Annotated in this window: 15 protein-coding genes, 3 pseudogenes and 2 riboswitches; of the genes and pseudogenes, 15 read left to right on the top strand and 3 right to left on the bottom strand. The window is 36.7% G+C overall.

What is annotated here, in order from left to right; all coding sequences use genetic code 11:
* Positions 1-28: 28 nt before the first annotated feature.
* Positions 29-2,076, bottom strand: a pseudogene (locus tag ACEWFJ_RS17620) (sigma 54-interacting transcriptional regulator).
* A 328-nt stretch (positions 2,077-2,404) separates the two neighbouring features.
* Between ACEWFJ_RS17620 and ACEWFJ_RS17615 the strand changes: the two are divergent.
* The 5 genes from ACEWFJ_RS17615 to ACEWFJ_RS17595 all read left to right on the top strand — a co-directional run bounded on the left by ACEWFJ_RS17615 (position 2,405) and on the right by ACEWFJ_RS17595 (position 9,978).
* A complete protein-coding gene (locus tag ACEWFJ_RS17615; protein WP_473689372.1) occupies positions 2,405-3,163 on the top strand; it encodes a gamma-glutamyl-gamma-aminobutyrate hydrolase family protein in 759 nt (252 codons plus the stop codon).
* 145 nt (positions 3,164-3,308) lie between these two features.
* On the top strand, positions 3,309-4,739 hold the full coding sequence (locus tag ACEWFJ_RS17610) for a YfcC family protein (protein WP_473689371.1): 1,431 nt from the start codon (positions 3,309-3,311) through the stop codon (positions 4,737-4,739).
* A gap of 925 nt (positions 4,740-5,664) precedes the next feature.
* The gene (locus ACEWFJ_RS17605; RefSeq protein WP_473689370.1) at positions 5,665-7,071 is read left to right on the top strand and encodes a DJ-1/PfpI family protein; all 1,407 of its coding nucleotides are present in this window, start codon (positions 5,665-5,667) and stop codon (positions 7,069-7,071) included.
* Between the two features lie 460 nt (positions 7,072-7,531).
* Positions 7,532-9,238: an IS200/IS605 family accessory protein TnpB-related protein gene (locus tag ACEWFJ_RS17600; RefSeq protein WP_473689369.1), complete on the top strand. Its 1,707-nt coding sequence runs from the start codon at positions 7,532-7,534 to the stop codon at positions 9,236-9,238.
* A gap of 158 nt (positions 9,239-9,396) precedes the next feature.
* A complete protein-coding gene (locus ACEWFJ_RS17595; protein WP_473689368.1) occupies positions 9,397-9,978 on the top strand; it encodes a DUF4256 domain-containing protein in 582 nt (193 codons plus the stop codon).
* Positions 9,979-10,269: 291 nt separating this feature from the next.
* On the opposite strand, the gene pssA is transcribed toward ACEWFJ_RS17595, so the two are convergent.
* Both pssA and ACEWFJ_RS17585 read right to left on the bottom strand, forming a co-directional pair.
* Positions 10,270-10,971 carry a CDP-diacylglycerol--serine O-phosphatidyltransferase gene (pssA, locus tag ACEWFJ_RS17590; protein WP_253629073.1) on the bottom strand — a complete coding sequence of 234 codons (702 nt, stop codon included), beginning with the start codon at positions 10,969-10,971 and terminating at the stop codon, positions 10,270-10,272.
* Positions 10,972-11,357: 386 nt separating this feature from the next.
* Positions 11,358-13,242: pseudogene (locus ACEWFJ_RS17585) on the bottom strand (LTA synthase family protein).
* 191 nt (positions 13,243-13,433) lie between these two features.
* On the opposite strand from ACEWFJ_RS17585, the pseudogene ACEWFJ_RS17580 reads away from it, so the two are divergent.
* From ACEWFJ_RS17580 to cobA, 10 genes and pseudogenes are all read left to right on the top strand, one after another.
* Positions 13,434-13,828 (top strand): annotated as a pseudogene (locus tag ACEWFJ_RS17580) (DUF3888 domain-containing protein).
* Positions 13,829-13,918: 90 nt separating this feature from the next.
* A riboswitch (Lysine riboswitch) is annotated at positions 13,919-14,101 on the top strand.
* Positions 14,102-14,282: 181 nt separating this feature from the next.
* Positions 14,283-15,599: a diaminopimelate decarboxylase gene (gene lysA, locus ACEWFJ_RS17575; protein WP_473689367.1), complete on the top strand. Its 1,317-nt coding sequence runs from the start codon at positions 14,283-14,285 to the stop codon at positions 15,597-15,599.
* 127 nt (positions 15,600-15,726) lie between these two features.
* Positions 15,727-15,835: riboswitch (SAM riboswitch) on the top strand.
* 66 nt (positions 15,836-15,901) lie between these two features.
* The gene (locus ACEWFJ_RS17570; protein ID WP_473689366.1) at positions 15,902-16,045 is read left to right on the top strand and encodes a YezD family protein; all 144 of its coding nucleotides are present in this window, start codon (positions 15,902-15,904) and stop codon (positions 16,043-16,045) included.
* Between the two features lie 91 nt (positions 16,046-16,136).
* Positions 16,137-16,841 (top strand): phosphoadenylyl-sulfate reductase, encoded by a 705-nt coding sequence (locus tag ACEWFJ_RS17565; RefSeq protein ID WP_473689365.1) that lies wholly within the window; start codon positions 16,137-16,139, stop codon positions 16,839-16,841.
* 44 nt (positions 16,842-16,885) lie between these two features.
* Positions 16,886-17,917 carry a sulfate adenylyltransferase gene (gene sat, locus ACEWFJ_RS17560; RefSeq protein ID WP_473689364.1) on the top strand — a complete coding sequence of 344 codons (1,032 nt, stop codon included), beginning with the start codon at positions 16,886-16,888 and terminating at the stop codon, positions 17,915-17,917.
* An 8-nt stretch (positions 17,918-17,925) separates the two neighbouring features.
* On the top strand, positions 17,926-18,021 hold the full coding sequence (locus ACEWFJ_RS17555) for a hypothetical protein (RefSeq protein ID WP_473689363.1): 96 nt from the start codon (positions 17,926-17,928) through the stop codon (positions 18,019-18,021).
* Positions 18,022-18,033: 12 nt separating this feature from the next.
* A complete protein-coding gene (cysC, locus tag ACEWFJ_RS17550) occupies positions 18,034-18,627 on the top strand; it encodes an adenylyl-sulfate kinase (RefSeq protein WP_473689362.1) in 594 nt (197 codons plus the stop codon).
* Positions 18,628-18,640: 13 nt separating this feature from the next.
* A complete protein-coding gene (locus tag ACEWFJ_RS17545; RefSeq protein WP_473692575.1) occupies positions 18,641-20,263 on the top strand; it encodes a nitrite/sulfite reductase in 1,623 nt (540 codons plus the stop codon).
* A 12-nt stretch (positions 20,264-20,275) separates the two neighbouring features.
* On the top strand, positions 20,276-20,488 hold the full coding sequence (locus ACEWFJ_RS17540) for a DUF3906 family protein (RefSeq protein ID WP_473689361.1): 213 nt from the start codon (positions 20,276-20,278) through the stop codon (positions 20,486-20,488).
* 217 nt (positions 20,489-20,705) lie between these two features.
* Positions 20,706-21,482: a uroporphyrinogen-III C-methyltransferase gene (gene cobA / locus ACEWFJ_RS17535; protein WP_473689360.1), complete on the top strand. Its 777-nt coding sequence runs from the start codon at positions 20,706-20,708 to the stop codon at positions 21,480-21,482.

Raw genomic sequence — 21,482 nt, 5'->3', positions numbered from 1 at the left:
AGAATTGTACTACACCGATGATAGGTAATCAAAGGTTACGTTCTAAGTTTGTGGTTAGAATCTCCCGACCCTTTCTTGTTAGGTTAATTCCTGCCCTCCCTCTTTTTGTTTGCAAATACCCTTTAATTTTCAGAAAATTCAACCGGTGTCTAACCTGTGCCTCGGATAATTTCATTTCGACTTCTTGGCTCTTTTCAGAAATAATCCTTCTTCCGATTACCTTTCCTTTTTCTTCATAATTCATGATGAGGTTAAGGATGAAAAGTGATTCTTCATCAAGAGCGGTTGAACCTGAATAAAAGGGCGGTATGCTCTCAATCGGGTCACTATCTGTTTTCCTATGTGGAGGTTTTTGAAAATAATGTTGATTAGGCAAATCATTTTTCGTTATTTGGTTTCCGGTACGGACAGCAAGCATATAATCTATGGTATTTTTAAGTTCTCTTACATTTCCATACCATGGATACCCTTGAAGTTCTTCAATTAATTCTTGTTCAATTTTGACCTTACGGTCCGATAGCGCAACAAAATGTTTAGCCAATAATTCAATGTCATTTCGACGAATCCTTAATTCGGGAAGGTGTATAAAGAGTACCTTAAGCCTATGGTATAAGTCCTCTCTAAACACATTTTCTCGAATCATTTTCAGTAGATCCTTATTGGTTGCTGCAATAATCCGAACGTCTATGGGGATAATTTGACTTCCACCAACACGCATGATTTCTTTTTCCTGCAATACTCGAAGTAGTCGTGCTTGAAGTTTAAGACTAATATCTCCAATCTCATCCAAAAAATAGTGCCACCATTTGCTTGCTCAAACAATCCCATTTTTCCGCCCTTTTTTGCTCCGGTAAACGCTCCGTCCTCATAACCGAATAGTTCACTCTCGACTAAATCATCCGATAAAGCACTAAAGTTAACCGCAAGAAAAGGGCCGCTATTTCGAAGAGAAGCATTATGAATGGCACTTGCAAACAACTCTTTTCCAGTGCCACTTTCACCTTCAATTAAAACAGTCAAATCAGTCTTAGCTAACCTTTTGGCGATTTGTTTCGTTTCTTGGATGGTAGAGCTAATCCCAACGATATCATGAAAGTTGTATTTTGCTACGTATCCTTTTTTAACAAATTCTTTTCTTAATTTACGTTCAAACCCAATGGTCTTAAGGGCATTTCTAAAAGTAACAATAATCGATTGATCATTTATATGCAGACGTTCCACTATCACGTCCAAGCCGTTTACAACAAATATACCGCTTTCTTGTTGCTCATTTGAAAGGATAAAATTTACCAAATCAATATTATCAATAGTGGAATCAATAGGATGACCAATAGCATTTTTGCTTTCTATTTTAAGCATATTTTCCAGGAATTCATTAAAAACAACAATCCTTCCTTTATAATCAATAGCTAGTATTCCATCACCAACACCATCAATAACTTGATGAAGTTGTCGATGAGCTTTAGCTAGATTCTTCGTTAAATCTACTATTTTTCGATAGTACCCCTCAGAAACATGGTTACCGTATTCCTCCATTAAATGGAATCGCTCCAGAATGGACATGATCGTAGTAATATCTATTAGTCTATGACCAATATTAATCACTTTTTCTACAAAGTTGGGGATAATTTTAAGTTCGCCAGGTGTGATTGCAAGCTTGATCATTTGTATATTAGTTTTTCCAGGGTAGTATGGGATATATTCAATATGGTTCAGCCCCAATTGACGCATGGTTTCAATCGATTCATATACTGTTTCAGGATTATCATTCACATATAGGGCTTGTGTTCCTTCTGGCAAAAATAAAAGTTGATCCACGTTTTCATAATTTAATGTTCGTTTTGCTATTATTACTTCGCAGTTTTCTCCAATAAAGCCTTTGACCGTTTCTATAGTAAATTTATTAGGTAAAACGATTAATGTTGAATGAAATACTTTTGGAATACTTTCTTCTACAGAAAAACTTTCAATATCTATGAGATCACCCACCATCTCCGCTAGTTGTTGATGCAGGGCTTTTCGTGTTTCTTTTAAAACGGTAATCAATACAATGTGTTTGTTTTCAAATTCGTTCATAGAACACCTCTTTAGTTGAATTTAATTGGTCTAAAGTTGGTTATTCAAATTGGTTATTATATAACCAAATAATGACCAATTATAATACATATCAACATAGTAAGCACTGGTAAAACAACAAAATATTTAAAACAATGGAAATAATCATTTGAATTTTAATGTTGGCACGATATTTGCTTGTATAAATAGTGTGTAAAGAAATGATGAAATTAGTAGAGTAGTAATCCGTATATTTGATTCTTTACCATTTACTGAAAAAAGGAGGGTAAGAATATAAAATCACACAGAGAAAGACAACGAAATCATTTAAAATATGAGGTGAAAGGAAATGAAACCACTAATTGGCGTTACCGGGTATTATGTTGACCATAGCGAAATAGGGAAGGAGGGCTTACGGGGGCTACCAGGTCAAGATATGGCTATCTTTTCTTATGACTACATCCGTTCACTTCAACGGGCGGGTGCAACGGTTGTTCTACTTCCAATCGAAGAAGCTGATCAAATCGATTCCACACTTAACCAATTAGATGGATTGTTATTGGCTGGTGGCGCGGACATCAATCCACTTTATTACGGTGATATTCCCAAATCGTATTTAGGTACTGTAGAGGAAGAGCGAGATAACTTTGAATTAAATCTGGCAAGGCAGGCTTTAGAAAGAGATATTCCTATTCTAGGAATCTGTCGAGGATTACAGGTGTTGAATGTTGCAGCTGGTGGGTCTCTTTATCAAGACTTAGAACATGAGATGGGCCCCGAACATTTCCATGTTCGGGAACAGTTTCGTAAATGGCAAGGCTCCCATTCCATAAATCTTCTTGAAGGGAGAAAAATTTATGAGGCTATTGGCCAAAAATCCTTAATGGTCAATTCTTTTCATCATCAAGCAGTGAAAACGCTGGGAAGAGATTTTGAAGTGAGTGCTTGGTCCTTTGATGGTGTGATAGAGGCCATTGAATCCAAAGCTCATCATTATGTAACAGCAGTTCAATGGCATCCAGAAATGATGTCGGAAAGGGATGTTCTACAGCAGCGTTTATTTAACCACTTTGTGAATGAAATTAGTAAAAAGGTGGTTAGATGCTAGAGTGTTATAAGTAAAAGAATCGATGGCATTCAGTTACCTCTTAAAGATATAAAGAGTTATTTGTAATATGACAGTCTGGTACGCTCGGAGGTTGAGGTAACCAGACTGTCGGTTGCCAAAAATTTATTGAAAAGGGGATTGGTATATGAGTCAAATGTCAGAAAAAGTAATTTCAGTCGAGTCAGGAGAAAAAAAGGAAAAAAGAGAATGGAAAATAAACGTATTTGCACTGTTACTTGTCTTTTTAGTCATTGCAACCTTTATTACACATATAATGCCAGCTGGAGAATATGCACATATTGAAAAAAATGGGTATACAACAGTAAATCCAGATTCATTCAGATGGATTGCATCAGCGCCGCTTGGATTCTTTGATATGGTAAAAGCTATTCCTACAGGGATGGTAGAAGCGGCTAATATTATCTTTTTTGTTCTTATTATCGGAGGATTTTTTGGTGTATTAAAGGCATCAGGTACGGTTGAGGCTCTTGTTTCAACGATGGCGAAAAAACTCGCTAACCGTGAAAAGTTGATGATTCCTATTATAATGCTATTCTTTGCACTTGGCGGATCATTGATGGGGATGGCTGAGGAAACCTTGGCTTATGTACCTCTGTTTATTCCACTGGCTCTTGCGATTGGATTTGATACTATAACAGGAACTGCGATGGTATTGGTAGGGGCGTCCGTCGGATTTACAACCGCAATTATGAATCCGTTTACAGTGGGGCTTGCGCAAGGAATAGCAGGCCTTCCTATGTATTCGGGGATGGGGTTTCGCCTGGTTTTATTCGTAGTCATATATCTTATTGCTGTTACATTCGTCTATCGTCATGCTATGAAAGTAAAGAGAAATCCATCAACTGGAATTTTTGGAAAATTCGATACAAATGGGTCAGACACCCTATTAACAGCGAAAGTAGAGTTAACAACAAGACATAAATGGATATTAACAGCATTTTTTATTAATTATGTTATTCTTGTATTCGGTGTTATTAAGTACAAATGGTATATAACAGAAATTGCATCCTTATTTGTTATCTTAACTATAATAATTGCAATCCTTGGCAAGATATCTATTGATGATACCGTAGAATCTTTTACACAGGGATCGGCATCTTTAATCAGCGGAGCTTTAATCATTGGTGTATCGCGCGCCATTCTGGTCGTATTGAATCAAGGACATATTATAGACCCCCTACTTCACCAAGTATCGGAAGGAATGAAACATATTCCTGCTTTTTTAAGTGTTGTCGGAATGTACAACTTCCAAGCGGCTATTCATTTCATTTTATCATCAGGTAGTGGCCATGCGATGTTGACAATGCCTATAATGGCGCCGCTTGCAGATTTATTGCACATTACACGCCAAACAGCAGTATTATCCTTTTCATTCGCGGACGGTATTGGAAATATTATTTTTCCGACAGGTGGTACGCTAATGGCTGGATTGGCAATTGCAGGAATTTCCTGGACAAAGTGGGCAAAGTGGATTCTCCCTTTGATTCTAATTGAATACTCAATCGGTTTAATAGCGGTTATAATTGCTCATCTTATCGGTTATGGTCCATCCTAATATAGGACGAATAGTTTTTATAGTGGGGACACCGACTAAGATAAAGGATGTATATGAATATAAATGAGATTATAAAAAGTTAATTTATTTGGATCGGCAGAAGGAAGGTAAAATTTTGACTGATGCTACTTTGACATTAATATTTAAGCAATGGTCTTCAATAATCGGGCGCTTTAATTGAGCAAGGATAACAAAAATTATCAAACTTTTTTATAAAAGGATGATTCAATTGAATATAGAAAAAGCGTGTTTTAATCAATCTTTTTTCAAAACACGCTTTTTCTATTTGCCTCTTTTATCAAGGTTTATTAGGTTAATTTAATCAAACTTTATTCCAAGGCAACATTAAGTCATTTTTGACACAAAAAGCGAAGTAATTATTTATTATTCAAGTTTACTGTCTATTTCTTTTAACTTAATATCGGTTTTTAAAGAAATATATTTGGCAGAGACTATTTCAGTCTCTGTCATTTTTGTGGTCTGAAACAAGCTAAGTCTGAAGTCTGATATAAAAATCAAGCTCTAGCACAATTATGAAAGCTTTAGAAAAAAAGTAATATGGAACCAAGATAGAACATATACCTTACAGGGGTATCACGGGATTTTGCGTGATACTCCGCAAAGTGTGCGGTTTTTACCAATTCAAATTCAGTACAATGTGAGGGTAGATAACAAGTAGCACATTTTGGAGGTAGAATAAATGATTTTTGTTCAGAATGTATCAAAAGTCTATTCATTGGAATTGGGAGATTAAGTTGCGTTAAAGAATAACAACATTCACATCCGGAAAGGCTAATTCGTTGCGATTATGGGTCCGAGCGGGGGCGGGATAGAGCACCTTGCTGCAACTACTAGGTTGCCGAAGTCTGGCAAGATTTTGATTGATGGCGGATGGTAGTGTGTATAAAATTACGAGGAGGAAAAAATGAAGAAGTTATTCTTACGTTTAGCTGTTTATGTATTCATTTTTATTGTGTTTGTGGTGGGGATCGGGTTCTATGGCTTTAATCGTCATCAAAAAGATTTTTACTTAAACGTCCGCCATGAGCCAGTTCCTTCGCTACAAGGAGTGAATGTCCCTGAGTATGATCCCCATAAACCTACTGTGGCAGTTGTGATGGCCGATTCATCAATACCAACTGAAGATTTCGATTTTCTCATTCCATACACACTGTTTTCTATGACGGATGCCTACAATGTATACGCCGTTGCACCTGACAAAAACGTGAAGTCCTTGTCAGGCGGACTGGATGTAATACCACATTACTCTTATAAAGAACTGGATAACCTATTAAATAAAAGTCCAGATATTATTGTGGTCCCTTATATGCCCGGAGTAGATGAACAGAAATATCAACCAACTCGCGAATGGATTCAACAACATTCCAGCAGTAAAACCACCACTTTTCTCAGCATTTGTGGTGGGTCGAAGAATCTTGCCGATGCAGGTTTATTAAAAGGGAAATCAGCCACCTCACACTGGCAATTCCTCCCCATATTAATGAAGCAATATCCTGATACACATTGGAAAGAGGATGTGAGGTATGTTCACGAAGGAAATACCTTAACTTCAGCCGGTCAAAGCGCAGGTATTGATGCAGTACTTCACCTAATATCTCAGAAACTAGGAGAACCCGTGGCTGCAAAAATATCTAAGGAAATTAGTTATCCTTCTTACCAATTCGTTCAAAATCCAAAGGTGGACCACCCTTTTTACGTGGATATAAAATTGGCAACATATTGGCTAAATCTTGGATTCCATTGGAATAAGAAACAAATGGGGGTACTTCTGTATAAAGATATGGATGAAATAGCTTTATCTTCTATATTTGATTCTTATGGAGACACCGGAACGACACAAGTCTTGACCGTTTCTAGTTCGGATGCACCAATTACTACGAAACATCATCTTAATATACTGGCTAGGCATCAAATATCTAATGCTCCAAAATTAGACAAAATGATCATACCAGGTGGCGACGCAAAATCACTAGCGGCAGCAGATGTAAGACTTTGGGGTGAAAAGGGTGATGCTAAAGAGACCCTCTTTATTCATAGTGATTCACCAAACAGATATGTATTCGAAGCGCCATTGGAAGACTTAGCTAAACAAGAAGACCTTTTAACTGCCAAGCACGCTGTAAAACGATTTGAATATCGTGCAAATGGTATCCATCTTGAAGGAAAACCGCTTCCACTTGGAACATACAGCGATATGATTTTAACCGGTTTACTGGCTCTTTTGGTAGCTTTCTATATAGACAGACGATTCATTATGAAGAAGAGAACTTCCAAAGTAATTAATACCTCAATGGAATTTCCTAAGCGCTAGATATTTATCCAGCTGCTGTCGATCATTCCCATTTGTACCGAACTATGGTGGAAACTACTCGGCACATGCGAATCATGGCAAGCTATATTTCATTTAGATCGAAATCCTGCAGCACACACTCCTAAAATTAATTGGAGAGTAGAGGAGTTCATATGGGTTAGCATACAAATCAATATCAATTTCAGATTTACTGGCATTGGCAAATTCAATTTGTTTGTGATCAAGGTGAAAGGCAGGAGTAGCAATACAAATTCTTATTGAACTAAAGGGCCATATTGTGGAGGAATGGATTTACTTAATCATATAATTTATCATATCTGGCGATTCATCCCCCACCTCAAGCGCGAAGCTGTAGGTGGGGGATGAATCGCTTTTTTGTTTTTTTTTAAGTATATAAATAGAAACGTATGTTCCTTTTTGGTATACTTTGTGTATACAAAACAAGAAAGGAGCGTGTCCAATGAAAAAAGCATATTTTTCAATTCGTATCTATAAGAATGCACTGAATCCGAAGTATGTTGAAGCTATTGGACATGCTCTTTTCGTATTTAATCGTGCGAAGCATTTCGCTTTCCAAACGCAAGTGTTAGAAAAACGTTCTGGCACCTCAAGACGTTCTGATAGTATGCAAATTACTGTAAAATCACGATTTAGTCTGAATGACTATTATGCAAATAGTGCTGTGCAGGAAGCCAATGCACTGTTTTCTTCTCAGACAGAATTGAAGAAATTGTATATCGAAAATAAAAATGAACAGATTAAAGCTGTAAAAAAGAAGATTAAGAAAACCAAGTCAGATTTGACAGTGCTGAATAAAATGAAAACATCTTTTATCAAAGGGAAGCCAAAGTTCAATAAAACGTCCAAAGAACAACAAATGGGACGATATTTCGTTGTGCAATTTAAAAAGAGAACGGATATTTACTATCATGCCTATCAATTTGAACATGAATATTTAAATGTGCGTATTCAAACACTTCGTTCTCGTTTAGGTAGCCTTGAATTTCGGTTAGATAGACTACAAAAACTACTTCATAGTTTAAAAAACAATGTTTCTTCTGTTGTATTTGGGAGTAAAAAACGATTCAAAGCACAACATACTGTAGATACGTATGTTCAAAATCATACACTTTGGGTTCAGGATTTTGAACAGGCTCGTTACAGTCAAATGTTGATTTCAGGTCGAAAAGACGCGAAATCAGGAAACTTTGTATTTACATACAATACAGAATCACAATCTTTACACTTTACAACACCAAACGGTGTTGTAGTTGAAATTCCGAACCTTGCATTTCCGTATGGACAAGAACAAGTGAATGCAGCTGTTCAAAATCAATGGAATTGCAAAGATAAAAAGAATGTAGGAAAACCAATCAGTTGGGCAATTGAAGACCACGGAGATTACTACATTTTTAAATGTTTAATAGATATTGAAGAGAACCAAAATAAAAACTTCAGCAAATCCGATGGTGTCATTGGAGTAGACTGTAATTTTGACCACTTTGCTTGGTCAAACATCAATAAACAAGGACAACTCATAAAAACGGGTGTATTATCTTTTGATATTTTAGGTAAAACATCAGAACAAATTACTAAAATTATGGAAGCAGAAGCCATTGCATTGGTTGATATTGCTGTAAAAGCAAACAAACCGATTGTTGTAGAAAAATTAAACACAACAAAAGCAAAGGTTAAGAACCCTTATGGTAATAAAAAAGCAAACATGATGATAAGCATGTTTGCTTACAAAAAGATGATTTCAGCTATTCAAAGCCGTGCTGAGAAGATGGGTGTAGCAGTATTTGAGATAAATCCAGCGTACACTTCTCAAATTGGTAAAATCAAATATATGAAACGTTTTAGTATCAGCATTCACCAAACAGCTTCTTATGTCATTGCTAGAAGAGCAATGGGATTTAAAGAAAAACTTCCACCAATTTTGTATTCACTACTACCGGAGAAGATGGTAGGTCTGCATCATTGGGCGCAATGGAAGTGGCTGTCTGGCATCCTGTCTGATTTGCGTGCTCACACATTCTATCAGATGGAGCTTTCGAACCATAACAAGATTCGTTCTGTGAACGAACTTTTTCCTCCAGGGGCTCTTACAGACTTGGAAGTAAAAGGTTTGTCTAAGTTTGAAAGCAGAAAAACTATACCTTGTTGAATGGGTATGGTCTACTAAGCATTTTGTCTTAGTTGTCCCTTTTGGGAATCCCCTTCCTCAAAAGTCCGTTAGGATTTTAGGTGGGGATAGTTCAATATAAAACAAATAGATAGTTATACTTAAACCATTATGAGTAAAAACAATAAGGGGGAACTAACATGACAAAGAGAAATAAAATCAGTGATAAAAAGGAGTTGTCACAAGAACAAAGTGAAGAATTACTCAGAGTATTGAAAGCCCGTTTTGAGAAAAACATGAACCGCCATAAAGGTCTTGAATGGGCTAAAGTCCAAGTAAAGCTGGATGCAAATACTGAAAAACTGTGGTCGCTCAATGAAATGGAAAGAACTGGCGGTGAACCGGATGTTGTTGGTTATGATAAAAAGAAGGACGAATACATTTTTTGTGATTGTTCAGCGGAAAGTCCTAAAGGCCGCAGAAGTGTTTGTTACGACCGTGAAGCGCTAGAGTCAAGAGAAAAACATAAACCTGAAAATAACGCTATTGATATGGCAACTTTTATGGGCATAGAACTTTTGACTGAAGAACAATATCGAGCGTTGCAGAAACTTGAAAATTTTGATATGAAAACGTCGAGCTGGGTGCAAACACCCACTGATATTAGAGAACTCGGCGGTGCACTTTTTTGCGATCGTCGCTTCGGTCACGTCTTCGTGTATCACAATGGAGCAGAATCCTACTATGCTGCCAGGGGTTTTCGTGGCTCGCTAATGGTCTAAATTTTGCACAGACAGCTAAATTTGAGAACAGATCACCTAGGGAAAAGTTTTAATTTCATTCTTCAACTATCGGGCGCGATTATGAAACAAAAAGTAAAAGGGATGATACATATTAGTCATGTATAATATGTATCACCCCTTATTTTTTATGACTTTTTACGATTTAAGTCTTGAAAATTTTTATAACAACTTTATTATTTGTGTACAGCCCGCCCAATCGAATCGGGCTCTTACAGCTGTTAATGCGGATAAAAAAGAATCCTTCCTTATGATAGGAAGGATTCTTTTTTACTATTTGTTTGCTCGCTTCTTTTGTGCCGGTCGTTGTCTAAGAAATTGTGACAGCATAAACAAAATATAGAGTGGAATAGCAATGAATAGAAAAATTGAAATATTACCAAAGCTCGTTTTATACATCGTATAAATAATCCCAATTAAAAAGAGTGTTACGATAATACTATATTTTGGAATGGGTACATCTTTCATGCTTGGAATACGAATACGACTAACCATAAGAAATGCAAATGCCACGAATACTGTAATAAGTACTATTTTGGGAATCACATGTGAAAATAACGTTAAGAAGGCAACGATACCGCCTGCAGCTGTAATTGGTACACCAGTAAAGTATTTCATTGATGTTGATGATGGTGTGACATTGAAGCGAGCTAATCTGTATGCTCCAAATAGAGGGAAAAGTCCTGCTATGTATAATCCGATAATACCGTAATTAGAGAAGGATGTGTAATACATCAATACAGCGGGTGCAGCACCAAATGTAACTACGTCTGCTAATGAATCAAGTTCTTTTCCGAGTTGTGAATCGACACGAAGTAAGCGTGCGATTCTCCCATCAAGGCTATCTAGCATCATTCCGATTAAAACTAAAATTGCCGCTGATTTGTAGTATCCTAATGAAGCGTAGCCGATGGATAGAAATCCACTATATAAATTTCCGAGCGTAAATAAGTTTGGAATGGCTGCTCTGTACAAAATCTGATCCCTTGCTTTCTTTTATAGATTCTTGATTAGTTTATGAAAGTTTATCCTTTTTATCATAACATAAATTTCCTGTGCTAGTATGAAAAAATTCTTCGTTTTGAGAAAGATTTCATCGGATTTTCATTTGTTGTAAAACCGGAAGTATTAATCAAGGAAATCCATTATGTTGTTGGAATGAATAAAGTATATAATACAACCTGCTTTTTGGAGAAATAAAGGACATATTACGTTAAAAATAAACCCCGAATTGTCACAATTCGAGGTTAGTTCGTTATTCTGTATCAATAGGAAGTAAGACCTACAACCACATCAATATTTAGAGAAAACAAAGAAACTAGGTGGAGGATGGAAAACCCCTATCTGATTAAAATTTCACCTTATTCAAATTTCGTTATCATCGTACCAGTCTTATATTTATTATGCGGGTCAAATCGTAACAAATCACCGTAAATGAGTTTATCAGAGTAATTCAATTCTGTTTTTGCCTTTTCGATATATGGTTGACAAATGTTAATATCAGCTGGCTCACCAGTTTTTTTGTTATAGCATACATTTTTTGTATACATATAATCATTTGTTACGAAACTACCGTCACGCATAACCACAAGTGGTTCATCGTTTGTTTCAAATAAATCTGTGCCAAATTCAATAGAGTTGTTTGTTTTCACACCGAGTAAATGAAGAAGCGTCGGTTTTACATCAATTTGTCCAGAAACTTTTGAAATGATTTTTCCTTTCTGACCAGGAATATGTATGATAAGCGGTACCCTTTGCAGCTGCATCATATCAAAAGGAGTAAGTGTTTCTTTTCCAACAAATTGTGCCATAGCAGCATTATGATTTTCAGAAATACCATAATGATCTCCGTAGATAATGATAATAGAATTGTCATATAAGCTTTCTTTTTTAATTGTTCAATAAAATGTTTTAGTGCTTCATCTGTATAACGTACAGTTGGAAAATAACGATTTACAACGCCGCTTTCTGAATTGTATTCATCAATGGATTGATCCTCCGGTTGTAGCAAAAAAGGAAAATGATTTGTTAATGTAATGAATTTCGTATAGAACGGCTGTGGTAAAGATTTTAATTTTGAAATAGATTGTTCAAAGAATTCTTTATCTTTTAATCCCCAACCAACAGACATTTGTTCTGTACCTGTATAGTCTTGTAAATTAAAATAACGATCATATCCGAGTGCAGGATACATCAAATCACGATTCCAAAATGTTTTATCATTTGAATGAAATACAGCAGAGTAATATCCATATTTTTTGAGTTGTTCTGGTGTGGCTGTATATTCATTATTAGCATGTGTAAAGAAAACAGAGCCACGATCAAGCGGGTATAAGGAGTTTTCAATAATAAACTCGGCATCCGATGTTTTCCCTTGTCCAGTTTGATGATAAAAGTTATCGAAATAATAGCTGTCTTTAATGAAGTCATTTAAAAATGGTGTAATTTCTTTTCCATTTATTTTTTGATTGATGACAAAACTTTGTGTGGACTCCATTGAAATTAAAATAACATTTTTACCTTTTGCCACGCCGAACAATTCTTTGTTTTCTTGTCTATCCTTTGTTTTTACGTAGTTATCAATTTCAGAAAAGCTATCTCCGCTTGCAAAAACACGCTGAGCAGAAGATTTCGATTGCAGTGCAATATCATAAACATGATAAGTATACAAACCAAGATTTTTCACAACCGTTTGGCGATCAAATGAATGTGAAAAAAGTTGTGGTTTATAAATAACTGAAACAACCATTTGCAAAGCTAATGCTGCTGTTACACCGCTAAAAAATGTTCGTTTCTCTTGCCGAGATAGAGGAGTAGTATCACAAAAATTAGGGAATTTACGAGATAAAATGGCTAAAATAATTACATCAGCAAATAAAAGAAGTGTTTTATATGTAAATAGTTCTTTAATACTTGTCCCTAAATCAGCCATATTATTTGTTTGAAATAATACAGGGAATGTTACAAAATCATTGTAAAATCCGTAAAACATAGCATTGCCAAATAAAATAAAGGATAGCACGATACTAATACTGATAATGATTCGGTTTCGATGTTTTGTTGCTAATAAAGCGAAACCGAAAAAAATAATAATGAAGCTAATGGATTAAAGAACAACATAATTTGTTCGAAAGCGTTATCAATTTTCATATCAAAAGCTAATTTGTATACAATATATGTTTTGATCCACAATAAGACGACAGCCACGAGAGCAAATCGTACTTTTGGAAACAAACGTTGTATCATAACGGGCTCCTCCTACTACCTACAAGTAACCGCCTCTTTTATGTATATGACAGGCTACATATTTATATGTTTTTTACTATGTGTACTATTATATAAAAACATAGTGAAATTGTGGATGATTTTCTAACAATTGGATAGAAAAAGAAGAGAAGGATAAAATAAAAGCATTGATTGATAGATGGAGGAGTACTATGAAGAAAATATGTTGTTTTATATTAAGTTGTTTCATTTTACTTGGAAATCCAGCTTCTTTCTCTGCTGAGCATGAGCCATTATTACTAGAAGATGCACTTTATTCCGTGCTGTTTCCGAGAATAAATGAAGCAATTCAAAAACATTATGGAAAACAAAAGCCGTATGAGTGCCCTAAAATTGTTAGTATGAAAAAATGTACAGCGGTACATATTTGTTTCGGACATCTATCGAAATGATTAAATATGAGCCAGGAACAGGTGGGAGAAAGCTTCCGCCATTTGAAAAAGTAACGATTACGTTTGAAAATGATAGTGGTGAATGGACTGCGAAAAATATAGATGTAAAGCGCTTACCAGATGATACGAAAATTAATTGCCGTAAACCGATTTGAAAAAAGTGTTTGACAAATAAATTAGTCATTTGATATTGTTAATAGCAACAAAAAGATGCTTGAAAATTAAATAGACTTACCTCATCTACACTCGAAGGTAGAGGCCGCGGTAATCAAAAGTAAACTATGGGAAATAAAGTGGTATTCATGATCATAGGTTGAAAGGGGTTATCGCCGAAATATATGAATGACCACTTCATTCATATATTGGGACTGCATTGAATAAATGTAGTACTGTCATAAGTATTTTGCTTATGGAGAGCTATTAGGAGATGTTTGATGCGGTTTCTTATTTGAGAAAATAACAATACGTTTATTTTTTCGACATAAATTCTTCTAATAAGAAACGCGTGTGAACATTGTTCCGCGCGTTTTTTGTTTATCTAAATTAGGAATAATAGTAATAAATAAGAAATGTAATAGAGGGTTTTGCGAAAACAAGGGAGGAATTCACATGTATTTACACGGCACAAGCCGCATTAATGAACAAGGACACTTAGAAATTGGAGGATGCGATGCTACTGAACTTACAAGAGCATATGGGACACCACTTTATGTTTACGATGAAGCAGCAATTCGAGAGAAATGTCGTGCATTTCATCGTGCTTTTAGGGAAAGTGGGTTCTCTTATCAAGTAGCATATGCAAGCAAAGCGTTCTTGTGCATGGAAATGTGCAGGTTAGCTGCCGAAGAAAATATGTCACTAGATGTTGTGTCTAGCGGAGAACTATATACGGCGTTGCAAGCGAGATTTCCAGCAGAGCGCATCCATTTTCATGGTAATAATAAAACAGAAGAAGAAATAAGAATGGCATTAGAAGCTAATATTGGCTGCTTTGTTGTAGATAATTTTTTTGAACTAGAGGTATTGCATGATTTAGCGAAAGAATACGGGCAAGTTGTGAATATCTTGCTGCGTGTGACGCCGGGAGTAGAAGCGCATACACATGAATATATTACAACAGGTCAAGATGATTCTAAGTTTGGTTTCGGTATTTCAACAGGGCATGCATCACAAGCGGTAAAAAGTGCATTAGAAAAATCAAACTATCGTGTATTAGGAATTCATTCTCATATCGGATCGCAAATTTTTGAGACGGCAGGATTTATTCGTGCAATTGAAGTGCTTCGCAACTTCTTGGAAACAGTGAGAAAAGAAATGAACTATGTAGCCCCAGTATTAAATGTAGGAGGCGGTTTTGGAATTCGCTATACGGAAGGGGACACACCTCTTGCTCTTGGTGAATATGTGAAAGCTGTGACGGATGCGGTACGTGAGCAGTTTACAGTATGCGAATACCCCCTTCCAGAAATTTGGGTAGAACCAGGCCGTAGTATTGTTGGAGATGCAGGAACAACGTTGTATACAGTTGGAGCGATTAAAGATATTCCGGGTATCCGTAAATATGTATCGGTTGATGGAGGTATGACAGATAATCTTCGTCCAGCACTTTATGGAGCTCGTTATGAAGCATTGCTAGCAAATCGTGCGAATGAATCTGCCGAAGAGGTTGTTTCAATTGCGGGAAAATGTTGTGAAAGTGGGGATATGCTCATTTGGGATGTAGAGCTTCCAAAAGTTGTTTCTTGTGATCTCTTAGCTATTTCTTGTACAGGGGCATATGGTTATTCGATGGCAAATAATTATAACCGTATTCGTCGCCCAGCAGTTGTGTTTGCAAAAAACGGAAAATCACAAGTTGTTGTGGAGAGAGAATCGTATGAAAATATTATTGAGAACGATCGCATACGTGTAAAGGAACTTGTGTGACTGCGTCCTTACTTAGCTGAAGTGGGAGTTGTTTAGGTGAACAACTCCTTCTTTGTCAAAAAAACATAAAATTTATCGGAAAACTAGGATTGAAAAAAATCAGAATTGTGATAAAATACAAATATAATTCTTATCAAGAGTGGCGGAGGGAACTGGCCCGAAGAAGCCCGGCAACCTACTTTATAGGAGTAAGGTGCTACTTCCAGCAAAATGGTATCCATTTTGGAAGATAAGGTAGATACGTTACCGGAACAGTCTTTTCGAAATGGGAAAGATTTTTTTATGAAAAAGGGGGGCTGTTCGTGGGAGTGCGCGGACAATTTGAAGAAGTAGCAAGTCAGATTCAATCTATGCTTACTGATATGAAATATGGTTCTATTACAATTGTTGTGCAAGATGGTAAAGTGATTCAGCTTGAAAAAAGTGAAAAAGTACGCTTAAAATAAGCACGCTGACTAGAAAAACTAGAGGCGGCCCTAATCTATTTCTATAGGTTAAGGCCGCCTTTTTATATGGGTGTTATGAGGGGGGACAACGATGTTAACGTACGAAACGTGGCAAGATAATTTTGTTTCATTTCAGGAAGATGATGAAACGAAAGGCGCTTTGGCAGCAGTACGCTGGGCGTATGAACATTATGAGGACGATATTGTTTATGCATGCAGCTTTGGGATAGAAGGAATGGTTTTATTGCACGTGATTAACCAAGTAAATCCATCTGCAAAGATTGTATTTTTAGATACAAATGTTCATTTTCAAGAAACATATGACTTGATCAAAAAAGTCAGGGAACGATTTCCTAAGTTGAATATTATTGAAAAGCAGCCGGCACTTACACTTGAGGAACAAGCAAAAGAGTATGGTGAGAAATTATGGGAACATAATCCAAACCTTTGTTGTCAATTAAGGAAAATTAAGCCGTTAGAAGAAGCGCTAACAGGTAGGAAGGCATGGATATCAGGCTTAAGAAGAGAACAGTCTGAAACGCGAAAACATACGCAGTTTGTCAATCGAGATCATCGCTTTCAATCTGTTAAAATTTGTCCGCTTATTCATTGGACTTGGAAAGAAGTATGGCGCTATGTATACAAGCATAATTTGCCGTACAACCCACTCCATGATATTGGGTATCCGAGCATCGGATGTGAAACATGTACCGTGCAGGTACAAGAGGGTGGAGATTCGCGAGATGGGCGCTGGGCCGGGAAGTTGAAAACAGAATGTGGTCTTCATTATCAATGAAGACTACTATTCGTTAATACTTGATATAGAAGGAGAAAAAGAAAATGAGTGATACAAAAATATTAGTCAATCGAATTGATGAAACATATGAAACAGCACATATCGTAAAAGAAATTGAGTTAGATGGAATCGCATTAAGTGATTTAGAACTCATTGCGATCGGTGGATATAGCCCACTTACTGGCTTTTTAGGAAAGAACGATTATGTGTCAGTAGTAGAAACAATGCGATTAGCAGATGGAGATGTATGGAGCATTCCAATTACATTACCTATAACAGAAGAAAAAGCGAAGGAATTAAAAGTGGGGGAAGAAGTTCGGCTTGTAAAAGAAGGTGTAACTTACGGTGTGATTCAAGTTCAAGAGATTTATGCGCCTGATAAAGAAAAGGAGGCGTTACTTGTCTATAAAACGGTAGAAGAAGCACATCCGGGTGTTAAAAAATTATACGATCGTCCGGATATATACGTGGGAGGACCAATTACGCTTGTGAAACGGATTGAAAAAGAAAAATTTTCCACTTATCATTTAGATCCAAATGAAACACGAGCAGAGTTTGCGCGGCGTAATTGGAAAACAATCGTTGGTTTTCAAACAAGAAATCCAGTTCATCGCGCGCATGAATATATTCAAAAAGTAGCGCTTGAAATTGTTGACGGCCTGTTTTTAAACCCGCTTGTTGGAGAAACGAAATCAGATGACATTCCAGCTGATGTTCGAATGGAAAGTTACGAAGTACTTCTAGAAAACTACTATCCAAAAGATCGTGTCTTTTTAGCAGTATTTCCAGCAGCGATGCGATATGCTGGGCCGCGTGAAGCGATTTTTCATGCACTTGTAAGAAGAAACTTTGGGTGTACGCATTTTATTGTCGGCCGTGATCACGCTGGTGTTGGAAATTATTATGGCACGTATGAAGCGCAGGAAATTTTTACGAACTTTACAATAGAAGAATTAGGAATTACACCTCTTTTTTTGAACATAGTTTTTATTGTGCGAAATGTGAGGGAATGGCATCAACGAAAACATGTCCGCACGAAAAGGAAGATCATGTCATTTTATCAGGTACAAAGGTAAGAGAGCTCTTGCGAAATGGAGAACTGCCACCAAGTACATTTAGCCGTAAAGAAGTCGTAGAAGTCTTAATTCGTGGTTTGCAAAAAGAAGTTGTGACAAAGTAAGGAGAGAAAAAGATGGGAACAAATATTACTTGGCATACGGCATCTGTTTCAAAGGAAGAACGCCGAAAGCAAAACAAAAATCATAGCTTTGTTCTTTGGTTTACAGGGTTGTCAGCTTCTGGTAAATCAACGGTGGCAAATGCAGTAGCTCGCAAGTTATTTGATAAGAATATTGGTAATTATGTGTTAGACGGAGATAATATTCGTCACAGTTTAAATAAAGATTTAGGATTTTCAGAAGAGGATCGTACAGAAAATATTCGTCGCATTGGTGAAGTAGCGAAATTATTTGTTGATAACGGAACGATTGTATTAACAGCATTTATTTCACCGTTTCGAGAAGATCGTCAGCAAGTGCGTGACATATTAGAACAAGGTGAGTTTGTAGAAGTATTCGTAAAGTGTCCAATTGAAGAATGTGAAAAACGTGATCCGAAAGGACTTTATAAAAAAGCAAGAAGCGGGGATATTAAGCAATTTACGGGAATTGATTCTCCTTATGAGGAGCCGATTCAAGCTGAAGTTATTGTGGAAACGCATCGCTATTCTATCGAACAGTGTGCGGAGCAAATTATTGCTTATTTGCAAGAAAGAAGCTTTATCTAGGAGGAGATACATGATGGGTTATGAAAAAGTATGGGCAAATAATGAAAAGCTAAATGCAACAGAAAAAAGGAAATTAGAAAAAGATGGTTTAGAAATTTTTAAAAATATTCCGTATTATGCTGAGCATGGATTTGCGTCTATTCCGAAAGAAGAATGGGATTCTTTTAAGTGGGCAGGTTTATATTTGCAGCGTCCAAAAGAGGCGGGGTATTTCATGATGCGTGTGAATATACCATCTGGAATTATAACAAACGAACAGGTGGAAACTCTTGCTTCTATCGCCGAAGATTACGGCCGTGATGTGCTTGATATTACAACGCGTCAAGCTATTCAGTTTCATTGGCTGCAAATTGAACAAATTCCAGATATTCTGCAGCGGCTAGAGAAAGTAGGGCTATCAACAGCAGGTGCATGCGGTGATATTACACGTAATATTACAGGGAATCCACTTGCTGGAATTGATGAAAATGAATTGTTTGATACACAAGTAATTGTGCAGGAAGTATATGAATATTTTCAGCATAACGAAGAGTTTTCAAATTTACCTCGCAAATTTAAAATGTCGATTAGTTCGAATGTGTACAATTCAGCAAATGCTGAGATTAACTGCGTGGCATTTACACCTGCAACGAAAGAAGTGAACGGAGAAACAGTCATTGGTTTTCATCTAAAAGTAGGCGGCGGTTTATCAGCGCGTCCATATTTAGCAGAAGAACTAGATGTATTTATTTTACCAGAGCAAGTAAAAGATGTAGCCATTGCCGTCGCAACTATTTTCCGTGATTTTGGATATCGTGAAAAGCGTCATCTTGCTCGTCTGAAATTTCTAGTTGCAGATTGGGGGCCAGAAAAATTTAAAGAAAAGTTATTACAATACACAGGAACTTTACATGATAGAGGAGAAAGTGCCCTAAAGGGTTGGAATGCTGGTTATTTTTACGGTGTTCATAAGCAAAAGCAAGATGATTTATACTATGTTGGTTTTAATGTACCAGTTGGTCGCCTGCATGCAGAAGAAATGTATGAGATTGCTAGAATTACAAAACAGTATGGAAACGGTGAAATTCGCACATGTAATTCGCAAAACTTTATTATTCCGAATGTACCGAAAGAAAATATTGATGTCCTATTGCAAGAACCACTATTGGAAGCAATCTCTGCAAAACCAAAGTCATTTATCGGTTATGCAGTTTCTTGCACGGGTATTGAATATTGCAATTTAGCATTGGTGGAGACGAAAGAAAGATTACGCAATATTGCGGATTATTTAGATGCACAGCTTGTATTAGATGTGCCGGTTCGTATTCATATGGTCGGTTGTCCAAATTCTTGCGGACAAAGACAAATTGCGGATATCGGTTTGCAAGGTGTCAAAATGAAAACGAAAGAAAAGGGGATTGTTGAAGCTTTTGAAATTTATGTAGGTGGAACGTTACTAGACGGCGGTACTTATAATGAAAAGCTAAAAGGGAAAATTGATGGTGAAGATTTGCCGCATGTTCTCGTAGCGTTTTTAACATATTTTAAAGAAAATAAACTTCCTAGTGAAACATTTTATGAGTTTGTTGGTCGTGTTGGAATAACGGATTTACAAGCAGCATTAAATACGATTTTAGAAGAAGTGATCGCATCTTAGGAGGGGAACAATATGGACTTATATCGTTTTGAAGCAATTTTAGCAAATGGTGTTGTTCCTGTAGTTGTTGTTGCACAAAGTGAAGAGCAGGCATTTCGTCTCGTTGAAATAGAACTTGAAAAATATTTTTTGCCTTTACCGGAAGTGAAAGAGATTTCTTTATATGAGAAGAAGAAAATTCGAAAGGGAGCAGCCTTTGTTTTGCATGAACAGGAAACGACTTAATACGATGCTAACAGGCAGTAAGATGAAGATTTGTAGACTTCCATTAGATAGGGATGAAGCCCCCTCACTGATGGAAGTTTCACTTTATTATTTGGTTGACGTTAAGCATGTCATAAAGGAAAAATGCTCACAAAATCCTGATCGGTCCGGTTAATGTAATATGGGGGAAAAATCCATTTATAGAAGGTTCACATTATAAAAGAAATGGGGAGAAAGTATGGGAAAAGTGTACATTGTTGGTGCAGGACCTGGGGATCCAGATTTAATTTCTGTTAAAGGAGTAAAATGTATTCAACGAGCAGATGTCATTTTATATGATCGTCTTGTGAATAAAGAGTTACTTTCTTATGCAAAGCCAGAAGCGGATTTAATTTACTGCGGGAAACTTCCGAACTACCACACAATGAAGCAAGAAACGATTCATGCTTTTCTAGTGAAATATGCAAAGAAAGGCAAGATTGTGACGCGTCTAAAAGGCGGAGATCCTTTTGTGTTTGGAAGAGGCGGAGAAGAAGCGGAAGCATTGGTGAAACATGGTATTCCGTTTGAAGTTGTTCCAGGCATTACAGCTGGTATTGCAGCTTCTGCGTATGCGGGAATTCCTGTTACACACCGAGACGCTAGTACAAGTTTTGCGGTTGTAACAGGGCACCGGAAAGAAGGTGCAGAAGAAGAGGTGAAGTGGGAAAACTTAGCGAAAGGTGTGGATACGCTTGCTGTTTATATGGGTGTAAGCAACCTTTCTTATATATGTGAACAGCTTTTAAAATATGGAAAAAGTGAACATACACCAGTGGCGATGATCGAGTGGGGGACAACAGTATCTCAGCGTACAATTACAGGAACATTAGGAAATATTGTATCTGTGGCAGAGAATGAGCAAATTCAAAATCCAAGTATGATTGTAATTGGTGAAGTTGTACGCTTCCGTGAGAAAATTCATTGGTTTGAACAAACGCTTGAACATTCGTATCCACTCAGCGGAGTACTTTAA

The organism is Bacillus sp. EA-CB0995, from assembly GCF_055814245.1.
The sequence above is the reverse complement of the archived record's forward strand: the minus strand, read 5'-3'. Positions and strand labels throughout refer to the sequence as shown.

Bases quoted from the DNA above. Each gene is read 5' to 3' on its own strand.
- cobA (WP_473689360.1), top strand. From the start codon at position 20,706: ATGGGAAAAGTGTACATTGTTGGTGCAGGACCTGGGGATCCAGATTTA.
- ACEWFJ_RS17615 (WP_473689372.1), top strand. From the start codon at position 2,405: ATGAAACCACTAATTGGCGTTACCGGGTATTATGTTGACCATAGCGAA.
- ACEWFJ_RS17605 (WP_473689370.1), top strand. From the start codon at position 5,665: ATGAAGAAGTTATTCTTACGTTTAGCTGTTTATGTATTCATTTTTATT.
- ACEWFJ_RS17595 (WP_473689368.1), top strand. From the start codon at position 9,397: ATGACAAAGAGAAATAAAATCAGTGATAAAAAGGAGTTGTCACAAGAA.
- ACEWFJ_RS17565 (WP_473689365.1), top strand. From the start codon at position 16,137: ATGTTAACGTACGAAACGTGGCAAGATAATTTTGTTTCATTTCAGGAA.
- ACEWFJ_RS17600 (WP_473689369.1), top strand. From the start codon at position 7,532: ATGAAAAAAGCATATTTTTCAATTCGTATCTATAAGAATGCACTGAAT.
- ACEWFJ_RS17610 (WP_473689371.1), top strand. From the start codon at position 3,309: ATGAGTCAAATGTCAGAAAAAGTAATTTCAGTCGAGTCAGGAGAAAAA.
- sat (WP_473689364.1), top strand. From the start codon at position 16,886: ATGAGTGATACAAAAATATTAGTCAATCGAATTGATGAAACATATGAA.
- lysA (WP_473689367.1), top strand. From the start codon at position 14,283: ATGTATTTACACGGCACAAGCCGCATTAATGAACAAGGACACTTAGAA.
- cysC (WP_473689362.1), top strand. From the start codon at position 18,034: ATGGGAACAAATATTACTTGGCATACGGCATCTGTTTCAAAGGAAGAA.
- ACEWFJ_RS17540 (WP_473689361.1), top strand. From the start codon at position 20,276: ATGGACTTATATCGTTTTGAAGCAATTTTAGCAAATGGTGTTGTTCCT.
- ACEWFJ_RS17545 (WP_473692575.1), top strand. From the start codon at position 18,641: ATGGGTTATGAAAAAGTATGGGCAAATAATGAAAAGCTAAATGCAACA.